The following is a 13,191-nucleotide window of genomic DNA, read 5'->3' as shown; positions in this document are numbered from 1 at the left end:
GGAGGCCGCTAATCATGCAAACCCGATTTTCCTACGGCGGCGACGAGCACATCTTCGCCGAGGTCGCTGATTCCATGTCACTGGAGGCCTTCTTCAAGGGCCTCTTTGTCACCAATGCGGTGCGTGACGCCAGGATCAAGGGCGTGACAGAGATCTGCCCGGCCAACGCATCCTATCAGGTCAAGTTCGACCCGGATCAGATCAAGCCCGATGACCTTCTTGCCGAGCTGAAACAGCTGGATTCCGCATCTGAAACATCCGCTCCGGTCATCAAGACACGGATCATCGAAATTCCCGTGCTTTACAATGATCCCTGGACCCACGAGACTCTGATGCGCTTCCGCGAGCGGCATCAGGATCCGACCGGCACCGATCTGGAATACGCCGCGCGCATCAACGGGCTCGATGGGGTCGACGCCTTCATCAAAGCGCACTCCAGCGCGCCATGGTTCGTCTCGATGGTCGGCTTCGTCGCAGGCCTGCCGTTCCTCTACCAGATGGTGGAGCGCCAGCGGCAGATCCAGGCTCCCAAATATCTGCGCCCACGCACGGACACGCCGAAGCTCACCGTCGGACACGGCGGATGCTTCAGCTGCATCTACTCGGTACGCGGCGCCGGCGGCTATCAGATGTTCGGCATCACGCCGATGCCGATCTACGATCCCAACCAGAAGATCAGCTATTTGCGCGACTTCATGTGCCTGTTCAAGCCGGGCGATATCGTGAAATGGAAACCGATCGACCGACCGGCCTATGACGCTGCCGTGGCCGATGTCGATGCGGGCCGTTTTGCGCCGATCATCCGCGATGTCTCGTTCTCGCTGACCGAGTTCAACAACGATATCGATGCCTATAATCGCAAGCTCGAGGGGGTTCTCCATGGCCATTAAAGTCTTGAAGCCCGGCCTTGCCACCACCGTGCAGGACCTTGGGCGTCCCGGCTACTATCACATCGGCATCCCGCTTTCGGGCGGCATGGATCGTCACGCGCTTGCCGCTGCTAACCTGCTCGTGGGCAACGAGGAAGGCGCTGCGGTCCTCGAGGCCGTCTTCATGGGACCGGAGCTCGAATTCACCGATGACACCTTGGTCGCAATCACCGGGGCCGAGTTACCGCCGAAGCTCGATGGCGAGCCGCGCGAGACCTGGACGAGCTTCAAGGTGAAGCGCGGCCAAAAGCTCTCCTTCGATTTCCTCAAGCAGGGCGCGCGCGGCTATATTGCAATCGCTGGCGGTATCGACGTGCCGCTTGTCCTGGGCTCGCGTTCCACCTATGCGCTCGGCGCGCTCGGCGGCTTCAAGGGCCGCAAGCTCGAGGCCGGTGACGAACTTCCCATCGGCAAAACCAGCGCGGCAGTCAAGGATGGCCGCACCGTCGCAAAGAATCTGCGTGGCCTGCCGGCGGCGATGCCGATGGAACTGCGTGTGATGCCTGGCCTTTACTGGCACCGCATCACCGAGGCGGCCGGGATCGGGTTTTTCGGCGACACCTGGAAGGTCGCGCCGGAAGCTGACCGGATCGGCTACCGCTTCAAGGGTGGCAAGCCGCTGGAGTTCGTGCCGCGCGAGCCGCCGTTTGGAGCCGGTTCCGATCCGTCCAACATCACCGATGCCTGCTACCCCTACGGTTCGATCCAGGTGCCCGGCGGCACCGAGCCAATCGTGCTGCATCGTGACGCGGTTTCAGGCGGCGGATATTTCATGGTCGGCACGGTCATCGCAGCGGACATGGATCTGATCGGCCAGCTCCAGCCCAATACGCCGGTGAAGTTCGTCAAGGTCGCGATGGATGAGGCCCTTGCGGCGCGCAAGAGCCGGACCGAGTTGTTGGGCAAGCTCCGTAGCGCTTTGGCATAGCCGCCAGCTTCGGCAAAGGGCCGTGCGGTATCCGGCCGCACCTCGGCTGCCAGGCGCCGATGCGACGGCGCTTGGTCGCTCTGACCGCCCGCCGTTCCACTAATTTTGTTCCCGCAGTCACCCGCGCGCCCGTTGGGCACGAGAGTTGCACGGAAAACTCTTGCGCCGAGAAGCAGCGCTCAACCGCTCGTGAGTTAGGTAAAATCAAGATATCGGATCGACCGCGATGTCCGTTTCTCTGAAACAAATCCGCTATTTCGTCGCCGCCGCCGAGACTGGACGTATCAGCCAGGCAGCCATCGACCTGAATGTCTCACAATCCGCGGTTACCGCCGCAATCCAGCAACTCGAAGCGACGGTCTGCGCCCGCCTGCTGGAACGCACGCCGACCGGCGTGACCGTCACCATGGAGGGCAGCCGGTTCCTGTCGCAGGGGCGCCAGATCCTTGCTTCAGTCGCCGAAGCCGTGCGCGGGACGCATATATCGGCCGGTCCGCTGTTCGGAACGGTGCGCATTGGCGTCACCTATACCGTATCGGGCTATTTTCTCCCGCGCCATCAGATGCGTTTCCAGGCAAGCTTTCCCGGGATCACGGTCGAGCTGTACGAGGCCCCGCGCGACGTGCTCGAACGCGCCGTCGTGGACGGTGCACTCGATCTCGCGGTCATGCTGGTCTCAAACCTGCACAACAACGCCATGCTTGCAAGCGAGACGCTGTTGCGGTCGCCGCGCAGGCTGTGGCTGGCTCCCGATCATCCGCTGACGCGCGCCGAGCGGGTCCATCTCGCTGAGATCGCGACCTACCCTTACGTCATGCTTACCGTCGACGAGGCCAAGCACACGTCGATGCGCTACTGGAACGCCTTGTCGCTCGAACCGAGAACCATCTTCCGCACCTCCTCCGTCGAGGCCGTCCGGTCCATGGTTGCGGGCGGAATGGGAATTACCATCCTGTCCGATCTCGTCTACCGGCCCTGGTCGCTCGAGGGCCAACGGATCGAGACCCGCGTCATCGAGAACGAAGTGCCCAGCATGGACGTCGGACTGGCCTGGCGCCGCGACACCCAATTTTCCGAGGCCGCGAAGGCGTATCGCGACTTCATGCGCTTTGCCGTGGCGGGCGTTGGTCCGGCACGTCCTCCGGTCGGCATCGACCACCGACACCGATCGGACGAGGCCATCGAAATCTGAGATATCGGCATCCGTTTAATTCGATTTGACGCCGTCAGGTCGTCCTCGCCAAGCTTGGGGCGATCACGGCGGTCGGCGCGATGAAAGAGCACAAGGCCCGGACGAGCGGCGGCAGGGACGGAGTGCGGCATGCAGGCTACTTATGCGACCAGCAATGTTCCCTCGCAAAATCGGCGGCATTTCTGGCAGGACGTTGTCTCCAAGACATACTTCCCGCTTGATCTTGTCTTTCCCGGCGGCCGCGACTTCCACGCGAGCCTGGGCGCCTGGTCGATGGGCCTGCTCTCGGTATCCCGCAATGTCTCGAATGGCCTGCTCTACAGGCGCCACGAACGGCACCTCGTGAACGAGCGGGAGGAATCTTTCCTCATCACGGTTCCTGAACTCGCCGAAATCCGTTTCGAGCAGGACGGCAAGGACGTGCGCTGCCGGCCGGGCACCTTCGTAATCGAGCGAAGCCATCTGCCATATGAATTCAGCCACCATGATCCGGCGGCGCTGTGGGTGCTGAAGGTGCCGAGCGCCGTCCTGCGTGCCCGGATATCCCGCCCCGAACGCATTGCCACCCTGCAATTCGACGCCAGCCGCAGCGTGGGCGCGCTCTTTGTCGACACGCTGCGGCTTGCCGGCGAACGCATCGTGGACATGGACGAAGCGGCTCGCGCTGTGATGGGCAAGCATCTGATCGACCTCCTGGCGATGGTGGTCGAGTCCGACGATCGCGTGCTAGTGGGCCATTCCTCGTCCGTTCGCAACGGACACCTCCATCGCTGCGAACAGTTCATTCGCACGCGGCTCGACGACATGCGGCTTACGCCGCAAATGGTCGCGGACGGCTGTGGCATCTCGCTCCGATATCTGCATCAGATCTTCGAGGGCGAAGGCATCACCGTTTGCGCCCATATCAGGAACCAGCGCCTGTCAATGTCCGAGGCGATGCTGCGTGATCCCGGCTGCCGCAAGAGCATCTCGGAAATCGCCTACCAATGGGGCTTCGGCGACCAGGCGCAGTTCAGCCGGAATTACCGCAGCCGGTTCGGCTGCACCCCGAGCGAAGCCCGCGCCGCGGCGCGCACCGCCCTTCCCTGAAGGCGCATTCGCGCGCCTGGCCGATCCTTAGGCAGCCGGCGCCGGTGCGGCGGTCGTTGATGCTCTCTCGCACAAATCTTCCTGCGCTCAGCGTCAAGAAGTGCCGTCACCGATCTGCATATGATCGGCGATCGGAATTCGATGAGGAAGTCGCATGGTGCAGAACCTTCGTGTGGCCGTCGACGTCGGCGGCACCTTTACCGACATCTGCATCATGGACGAAGCAACCGGCCTCATCCGCATCGAAAAGACGTCGTCGACGCCCGATCCCATCGAGGGGATCATGGGCGGCGTATCCAAGGCAGGCATCAATTTTTCCGAGGTGGCGCTGTTCTCCCACGGCACCACCGTTGCAACCAACGCGCTGATCACGCGACGCCTGCCCCGCACCGCTGTGGTCACGACCAAGGGTTTTCGCGACGTCATCGAGATCCGGCGCGCCAACAAGGAAGACCTCTGGGATACCTACAAGGACGTCGTCAAGCCTTACGTCCCGCGACGCGACCGCCTGACCGTGCCGGAACGGGTCGACGCGAGCGGCGTCGTGATCGAGCCCCTCGATGTCGAGGCAGCACGCAACGTCGCGCGCATTCTGAAGCGCCGCGGCGTTGCCGCGATCGCGGTCTGCTTCATGAACGCCTATCTCAACGGGACGAATGAGCGCGCCATGCGCGACATCCTCATCGAGGAAATGCCTGACATTCCAGTCTCGATCTCTTCGCAGGTGCTTCCCGAAATCTTCGAGCACGAGCGGTTCTCGACCACGGTCGCCAATGCCGTCGTCAGCCCGGTCGTGGTCAGCTACACAAGCCGGCTCGGCGAGCGTCTTGCCGATGAGGGCTATACCCGCGATCTCCTGTTGCTTCATACCGGAGGTGGCGTCATGACGCCGGCAAGCGTCAAGGATTTCGCTGCACGCCTTGCCGGTTCCGGAATTGCTGCCGGCGCCATCGCCAGCCGCTACATCGCCGGCCTCTGCGGCTTTCCAAATTCGATCGGCCTCGACATGGGCGGCACCTCGACCGACGTTTCGCTGGCCTATGAAGGGCAATCGCGCATCACCAAGGACTGGTATATCGAGTTCGGCTATCCGATCCGCTTTGCGTCCATCGAGGTCCTCACCATCGGTGCCGGGGGTGGATCGCTGGCCTGGACCGACTCGGCTGGCTCGCTGCGCAACGGCCCGCAATCGGCCGGCGCCTTTCCGGGCCCTGCCTGCTACAGCAACGGCAACACACAGCCGACCAATACCGACGCCAACGTCACGCTGGGCCGGCTCGGCACAAATCTCGCCGGCGGCAAGGTGAAGCTCGACCCCACGCTGGCAAGCCAGGCGGTCGAGGATGGCGTCGCAAAGCCCTTTGGCCTCGGCCTGCACGAGGCAGCCGACGCGATCGTCAAGGTCGCCAACGCCAACATGTCGGATGCTGTACGGCTGATCTCGATCAGCCGCGGCTACGATCCGCGCGACTTCGCCCTGGTTGCCTTCGGCGGCGCCGGCGCCCTGCATGGGGTCGATGTCGCCCGCGAGCTTGCGATCCCGGTCGTCATCGTGCCGCCCAATCCCGGCGTGACCTCGGCGCTGGGCTGCCTCCTGGTCGACATGCAGCACGACTTCTCGCAGAGCTGCATGGTCGGCGCCGACGAGGCCGATGCCGCCGACATCGAAGCACAGTTCGCCGCTCTGGAGAAGGACGCACTCGCCCGGCTCACCCACGAAGGCATCGCGTCACAGGATATCGTGCTCCAGCGATCGATCGACATGATGTATCGCGGCCAATGGCGGTCGCTCGCGGTCCATGCGCCGAGCCCCATCGGCGCGATCGCGGACCTCGTCCAAAGCTTTCACGCCGAGCACAAGCGTGAGTACAATTTCCGCCGCGACAGCGCCCCGGTTAGTTTCTTCCGTCTCAATCTCAAGGCGGTGGGCGTCGTCCCCAAGGCGGAGTTCGCCGTCCATGAACCGACCGGTGTGATCCCTGAGCCGGTTGGCCGCCGCAGGGTGTGGTTCGACGGCAACGGGTTGGACACGCCCGTCTACGAGCGCGACGACCTGCCCTGCGGCTTCTCCTTTCAAGGCCCCGCAATCGTCGAGCAGGTCGACGCCACGACCGTCGTGCCGCCAGGCGCCAGCGCCGAGGTCGACAAATATCTCAACATCATCATCCGCGTGAAGGAGTGAACCATGGCCGGAGATCTCCCGCTCGATCCCGTCACCTTCGAGGTCCTCAAGAACTCCTTCATCACCAGCGTCGACCAGATGGGCGAGCAGGTGCTGCGGACCTGCTACTCCTTCGTCATCTACAACCGCGATTTTTCCAGCGCCCTGCATGACGCCCACGGCGAATGCGCCGCACAGGGCAATCAGGACATCGCGGTCCATGTCGGCACGCTGCATTTCACCTGCAAGGACGTCATGCGCTTCTTCGACGGGGATATGCATGAAGGTGACGTCTTCGCCATCAACGATCCCTACGCCGGCGGCACCCATTTCCCGGATGTGCGCCTAATTCGCCCGATCTTCGCCGACGGCAAGATCATCGCCTTCAGCCAGTCGAACGGCCATTGGTCGGATGTCGGCGGCAGCGTGCCGGGATCGTTCGACGTGGCCGCGCGCGAAATGTTCCGCGAGGGGCTGCGCATCACGCCGATCCGCCTGTTCGACAAGGGCCGCTTCTGCAAGGATGTCGGGCATCTGCTCGCCTCGAACACCCGCGACCCGGTCTCGATCATCGGCGACATCCAGGCGCAATCACAGGCCACGCAGGTCTGCGAGCGCGAGATCCTCCGCCTCGTCAACAAATATGGTCGCGACACGGTCGAGACCGGCCTTGCCGCCGTGCAGGACTATGTCGAACGTTCGGTCCGCCAACGCATCGCGGCCCTGCCCGACGGGGAATGGGAGACAGTCGACTTCATCGACCGCGATCCCGCCGGCGGCGAAGGCATGATCCCGATCCGCATCAAGCTGACGATCCAGGGCGACCGCGCGATTTATGACTTCACCGGCAGCCATCCAACCATCAGCTCGATCTACAACTCGGCCTTCGGCACGACCTTCTCCGCCGTCGCGGCCGGTATGAAGACCTTCTTCCCGGATCTCCCGCTCAACTCCGGATTCTACCGCTGCTTTGAAATCATCGCGCCGGAAGGCTCGATCGTCGATGCCAAATGGCCGATCGCGGTCACCGGCTTCCTGATGCCGTTCGAGAAGATCATGAACTCGATCTATGAGATGTGGTCGAAGCTGATGCCGGAGCGGGCGCTCGCCTGCGCCTTCAATCTCGAATATTTGCTCACGGGCGGTCTCGACGCCCGCAGCCCGGACAAGCCCATCTTCATGTTCTACGACTGGCTGCCAGGCGGCTGGGGCGGACGCAACGGCAAGGACGGCAGCAACGTCACAACGGCTTGCTTCGGCACCGGTCTGATGTCGCAGCCCGTCGAAGGCCAGGAGCGCGCCAATCCGATCCTGACTACGGAATGCGAGATCCTTAAGGACTCGGCCGGTCCAGGCAAATGGCGCGGCGGCGCCGGGGTGGTCAAGACCTCGCGCATGCTGCAGGCGGAGAAGACTGTGATTTCTTACATTTGCGACCGCGAACGTGCCGTGGTGTGGGGCACCGAAGGCGGCTTGCCGTCCATGCCGCACGGATTGACGTTGACGCGCGCCGACGGCAACGGCGAAGAGCGGCTCGGCTCGATCTTCTCGGATGTCCCGATCGGCGAAGGCGATATTTTCTCACGCCCCACAGCCGGCGGCGGCGGGTTCGGCGATCCGCTCGAACGCGACCCAGATCTTGTGATTGAGGACATCAAAGACGACTACGTCTCGGTCGAACGCGCTGCCAAGGACTATGGCGTGGTCGTGCGCACCATCGATGCTGAATTGTGCGAATATGAGGTCGACAGGTCCGCGACAGAGGCGCTCCGCGCCAGCATCAAGGCCGGGCGCGTTGCCGACGTCCGGCTCGATCCGAGCATTGTGGCGGAACGCTACCGCAGCGGCGCGATCGGAGCGCTCGACGTGATCCGCCAGCACGCCGTGATCCTCGACTGGGGCACCGGCGTCCTGCTTCCAAAATCCACAAGTCAGTTTCGCGAGGTATTCGAGCGGCGCTCGGTGGCGAAGTGGAGCACAGGCTGACCGATCGAACCGGGAGCTCGGATGACATGGATACGCCTGCTTCGAGGTCCGTCTACGTCGCGCCGTCGCTGATGGCGGCGCTCGATGCGCTCGACGAAGGCGGCGCCGAAACCGCGCCCTTCGCCGGCGGCACCTGGATCATGCGCGCCCCCATCCGACATGAGCCGCTCAAGTCCCGTTACGTCGCAATCGGGAAAATTCCGGAGCTCCACGCGATCAAGGTCGAAGCCGATGTGGTGGAGGTCGGTGCGGCGGTCACGCACGCCGCGCTGGCCGTCGCGCTGACGGAGCTTCCGGAGTTTGACGTGCTCACTGCGGCGGCCAGCCGCTCCGCCAATCCGGCTATCCGTGGGATGGCGACCATCGGCGGCAACCTCGCAACGACGGCGTTCGCCGCGGCCGACTGCGTGCCCGCGCTGCTCTGCCTCGATGCCGAAGTCGAGATCGCGAGCCGAAACGGCCGGGAGCGAACCGGCTTGGAGCAGTTCCTGACGATGAGATCGACACTTGCGCCCGGGCGGCTGCTTCAACGGATCATCGTGCCCCGGCGCGGGCGCAAAACCGTTCACGCCCGCCTGCCGCTGCGACAGGCCGGTGACTATCCGACCGCCATCGTCTGTCTCGCCGTGAGCCTTGACGATGTCGGGGACGTTCAGACGGCACGTGTCGCCGTCGGATCAGTCGAGCCGGTTGCGCGCCGATGGGAACGTCTCGAGGCCACACTTGTCGGACATCCGTTGAACGCGGCGTGGGCTGCGGAGGCAGCGGCCGGGCTGGCGGATGAATTTACAGGTCGCGATAGTGTCGAGGTGCCCGGCTGGTATCGGGTGCGCGTGCTACCCGGCCTGGTCCGCCGTGCGATCGCCGCGCTTGGCTCTTGAACCCTGGGGATGAACATGGGCCTTAGCCTGACCGTCAACGGCGATCACCTCACCTCCACTGCCGATCCCATCACGCCTCTCGTCGACGTCCTGCGCGAGGAGTTTTATCTGACAGGCGCCAAGCCGGTGTGTCGCGAGGGCTTTTGCGGCGCGTGCATGGTGTTGGTCAACGGCAATCCCACCCCCTCATGCCTAGTGCCGGTCGCGCTGGCCCAGGGCCACGATATCTGCACCGTCGAGGGCCTTGCCGCAAATGGCGGGTTGAACCCGATGCAGGCCGCGCTCGAGGCCTGCGACGCGGTCCAATGCGGCATGTGCTTTCCCGGCATGGTGGTGAGCCTGACGCACCTCCTAGCAACCCGCCCCGAGGCAACGCGCGACGACATTCGTGCCGCGCTGACGGGCAACATCTGCCGTTGCACCGGATACGAACGCATCATCGAGGCCGCGCTGCTGGCGCTTGCGACGAAATGACGGGAGGCGTAAAGGTGTCCGACACGTCCGCAACCATGAACTTCCGGCGGCGCGACGCGGCCGACAAGCTGAGCGGCCGCACGCGCTATACGATCGATCGCTATCTGCCCGGCATGCTGCACGCGGCCGTATTGCGCGCCAGTGTGCCGTCGGGCCGGATCGCCAGCCTCGACACCTCCAGGGCTGCACGTATGCCCGGCGTACGCGCCATCGTGACCGCAGCCGATGCGCCCGGCATGATCGGAATCGGCATCGCCGACCACCCGCTCTTTGCCCGCGACGTGATCCGCTACGACGGCGAGCCGATCGCCGCGATCGCGGCGGACACGCTGATGCAGGCTCACGCCGCGCTGGCTGCAATTGACGTCGATATTGAACCACTGCCCATGGTTCTCACCATGGCGGATGCGCTTTCTCCAGACGCTCCGCTGGTCCATCCGGACTGGCGAAACTACGAGGTTCTGCTCGAAGGCGGTGCCCGCGGCGGCAACGTCGCCTGGGAGGCGACCGTCGTTCGCGGCGACGTCGACGCCGCGTTTGCCCGGCCCGATGTCGAAATCATCGACAGCTCCTTCCGGGTCGGCCGCCAGAACCATGTCGCCTTCGAGCCGCGCGCGGTGGTCGCAATCTATGAAGACGGGCGCTTTCACATCGAGACATCGACCCAGGTGCCCTGGACCATCCGCAACGCAACAGCACGGCTGCTGGGCGTGCCAGCCTCTCAGGTTCGGGTCACCGTACCGCCTGTCGGCGGCGGCTTCGGCCTCAAATTCGATCTCGCGATCGAACCCTTTGCGGCCCTGCTCGCTCGGGCGAGCGGACGGCCGGTCCGGCTTGTCAATTCGCGCGAAGAGGAGATGCTCACTTGTCTCTTTCGCGAAAACGCCGAAATCGGCATACGCTCGGCGGTGACGCGCGACGGCGAGATCGTCGGACGCGAAGCCGTCGTCCTGATGGATTGTGGCGCGTACGGGGGCGAACAGATCTTCCTGACCACGATGACAGCTCACACGCTCGGCGGAAACTATTCCCTCGGCGCGGTGCGGCTTGTCTCGCGCGCGGTCTACACCAACACCGCCCCGAACGGCGCTTTCCGCGCTTGCAACGGCGTCTACAATACTTTCGCGCTGGAGCGGCATACCGACGAAATCGCGGCGCGGATCGGCATGGATCCCCTCGCCTTCCGCCGCCGCAACGTGCTTGGCGACAGCGATCTCGGCGCCACCGGCCAGGCCTTCGAGGGCGACGTGCTTGGCCCGATGCTCGACCGGATGGATACAATGCGGGATGCCGCCGCAACGCCGCCCGAGCGTGCCGACGGACGGCTCTATGGACGCGCGACCGTTGTCGGCGCATGGTTCGTCTTTGTCGGTCCTTCGGCCGCGACTGTGAACATGAATGCCGATGGCACAGCTACCCTGGTGACGTCAGGAGTCGAGATCGGGTCAGGCTCCATGATGCAAGCTCTGCCCCAGATCGTGGCCGGTGCGCTTGGCCTTAACCCCGACGATGTCATCGTCCGCGCGGCCGACACAGATGCCGCCGGCTACGATGTCGGCGTCGGAGGTGGCCGTACCACCGTTTCTCTCGGTTCGGCCAGCCTGTCGGCGGCACAAGAGGTGCGCACGAAACTGCTGAAGGTCGCCTCCGAGATGATCGAGGCCGCGCCCGAGGATCTCGTCATGCGCTCCGGCCGCATCGAGATCGCCGGAGCCCCCGGCTCCGGACGTGCGATCTCCGAGGTTGCGACCCGAGCTCAGGCCCGGTTTGGGCCGGTGTCCGGCACCGGCGCTTTCACGGGATCGGGCGTGCCCGCGATGCCGGGATGCGTTGCCGGTCATTTCATAGACGCGATCGACATCCCCGTCTTCGCCGTCCATGACTGCGAGGTCGCCGTCGACGAGGAGACCGGACATGTCGAAGTGTTGAACTATCGGGTTGTTCAGGACGTCGGCCGCGCGCTCAATCCGCGCGCAGTCCACGGTCAGATCCAGGGCGGCGTGGTTCAGGGATTGGGTTACGCCTTGCACGAGGAAGTCACGATCGGCAGCAATGGCCGCGTCTGCCAGAATGGCTTTGAAACTTATCGCGTCCCGCTGGCCCTCGATGTCGTTCCGGTCGAGATCAACCTGTACGAAGGTGCGCCCTCGATCGGGCCACTCGGGACGAAGGGCGCCGGCGAAGTTCCGATCCTGAATGTCGCAGCCGCCGTCGCATGTGCCGTCGCCAACGCAATTGGAAAGCCGACCCGCGAGCTGCCATTGACTCCGCCGCGGGTGCTCGAGCTCCTCCTCGACCAAGGGCCAACTCTCTCCCTGCCCCACATTGCCGACGCCTGGACAGACAATTTGGTGCGCCCGCACGGCGCTAGCGGATCGAATTGAACGACCGAAGGCGGCCCAGCTTGGATTTTCTGATTTTCTGCCCTAAGCCGAGCACGTAAGCGACCTGCCTGATCGGACCTGCGCGCTCCCGTCCCACTTCAAAAAGGCTTGCTCACATTGGTTGACATAAGATCTTTCTCGATCTCCCGGTGCACACGTCGTGCACACGCCGCCTTCTAACCGATTGAAAAACTTGAACTCTCGCTCCAATCCATCATCGGAGCTACACAAAGGCAAGACTCCCGCCATTTCAAGGATTTACGGGATCTTCTTAGCGGATTGAAACATCAACACAGCACTCCAAATTAGCCGAAATTGCTGGCGTTCGTATCTGCCTTGATCTTTCAGTGCACACGTAGCGCACACGAAATGGGAAGTGCACACGGGCGGATGCGCTCATGCAGCTGCCAGCATCGATCGCAGTGAATTGCTAAAGCCAAAGGCCACTGTAAGCCTCCGGTGGGGACCGTCTTCTCGGATCGTGTTCGAGCGTGAGATGATTTGCTCATTGATTTGCAAGCAAATGAGCAAACGTGACGACGGTTACGGTTCTATCCGCTCCAGAGAGGCGACGGCGGTGGACGACTGCCGAGAAGCTTCGGATCGTGGAGGAGAGTCTGGCGCCTGGGACCAGTGTTGTCGAGGTTGCTCGACGACATGATGTTCACCGCAATCTGGTTACGGCTTGGCGCCGGCAGGTCCGCGCAGGCGTCCTCGCTTGTGGGCCTGAGCCGCTGACGCGGCGGGGTGACGACGTCGGTTTTGCGGCAGTCTCCATTGCGCCCGACCGGCAACCGTTGACGGCGCCCTCCGGAAGCTGTGGTGGGATCGAGATTGAGTTCGCGGCCGGGGCTCGGATGCGGATCACGGGCGCGGTTGACGCGGCGACGCTGAGCGCAGTCGTGGCCGCGCTGACCGATGGACGGCCACGATGATCCCGTTGCCGGCCGGGGTGCGGGTTTACATGCTGCGCCGCTGGGACCGGTTCGCTCGCTTCGTCGATGACGGACGGATCTGCCTGACAAGCAATGCGGCGGAGCGCGCGCTGCGCGGCTTTGCCCTCGGCCGCAAGTCCTGGCTGTTCGCCGGCTCCGAACGTGGTGCCGACCGGGCCGCCCTCATGGTGACGCTGATCATGACGGCAAAGCTCAACGACGTCGATCCGCA

Annotated in this window: 10 protein-coding genes and 1 pseudogene; all 11 read left to right on the top strand. The window is 63.9% G+C overall.

Going from position 1 to position 13,191, the window contains the following annotated elements:
• Positions 1 to 14: 14 nt before the first annotated feature.
• Positions 15 to 890, top strand: a complete 876-nt coding sequence (locus GWG65_RS09285) for an allophanate hydrolase subunit 1 (protein ID WP_275195168.1) — start codon at positions 15 to 17, stop codon at positions 888 to 890.
• Positions 880 to 1,857, top strand: a complete 978-nt coding sequence (locus GWG65_RS09280) for a biotin-dependent carboxyltransferase family protein (RefSeq protein WP_275195167.1) — start codon at positions 880 to 882, stop codon at positions 1,855 to 1,857. The genes GWG65_RS09285 and GWG65_RS09280 overlap by 11 nt, the downstream gene beginning before the upstream one ends.
• 226 nt (positions 1,858 to 2,083) lie before the next feature.
• A complete protein-coding gene (locus GWG65_RS09275; protein WP_275195165.1) occupies positions 2,084 to 3,049 on the top strand; it encodes a LysR family transcriptional regulator in 966 nt (321 codons plus the stop codon).
• Between the two features lie 129 nt (positions 3,050 to 3,178).
• Positions 3,179 to 4,138 (top strand): helix-turn-helix domain-containing protein, encoded by a 960-nt coding sequence (locus tag GWG65_RS09270; RefSeq protein WP_275195163.1) that lies wholly within the window; start codon positions 3,179 to 3,181, stop codon positions 4,136 to 4,138.
• 157 nt (positions 4,139 to 4,295) lie between these two features.
• Positions 4,296 to 6,320 (top strand): hydantoinase/oxoprolinase family protein, encoded by a 2,025-nt coding sequence (locus GWG65_RS09265; protein ID WP_342760639.1) that lies wholly within the window; start codon positions 4,296 to 4,298, stop codon positions 6,318 to 6,320.
• A gap of 3 nt (positions 6,321 to 6,323) precedes the next feature.
• A complete protein-coding gene (locus tag GWG65_RS09260) occupies positions 6,324 to 8,285 on the top strand; it encodes a hydantoinase B/oxoprolinase family protein (RefSeq protein ID WP_275195159.1) in 1,962 nt (653 codons plus the stop codon).
• A gap of 26 nt (positions 8,286 to 8,311) precedes the next feature.
• A complete protein-coding gene (locus GWG65_RS09255) occupies positions 8,312 to 9,166 on the top strand; it encodes an FAD binding domain-containing protein (RefSeq protein ID WP_275195157.1) in 855 nt (284 codons plus the stop codon).
• 9 nt (positions 9,167 to 9,175) lie between these two features.
• Positions 9,176 to 9,640: a (2Fe-2S)-binding protein gene (locus GWG65_RS09250; protein WP_275195155.1), complete on the top strand. Its 465-nt coding sequence runs from the start codon at positions 9,176 to 9,178 to the stop codon at positions 9,638 to 9,640.
• Between the two features lie 14 nt (positions 9,641 to 9,654).
• Positions 9,655 to 12,024, top strand: coding sequence for a xanthine dehydrogenase family protein molybdopterin-binding subunit (locus tag GWG65_RS09245; RefSeq protein ID WP_275195153.1), 2,370 nt, complete (start codon positions 9,655 to 9,657; stop codon positions 12,022 to 12,024).
• A gap of 533 nt (positions 12,025 to 12,557) precedes the next feature.
• A complete protein-coding gene (locus tag GWG65_RS09240) occupies positions 12,558 to 12,959 on the top strand; it encodes a transposase (protein WP_275195151.1) in 402 nt (133 codons plus the stop codon).
• A 26-nt stretch (positions 12,960 to 12,985) separates the two neighbouring features.
• Positions 12,986 to 13,191: pseudogene (locus tag GWG65_RS09235) on the top strand (transposase); the annotation flags it as partial.

This window comes from Bradyrhizobium sp. CSA207 (assembly GCF_029051685.1).
Lineage (GTDB): Bacteria > Pseudomonadota > Alphaproteobacteria > Rhizobiales > Xanthobacteraceae > Bradyrhizobium.
This window is presented reverse-complemented; position numbering and strand designations above follow the sequence as displayed.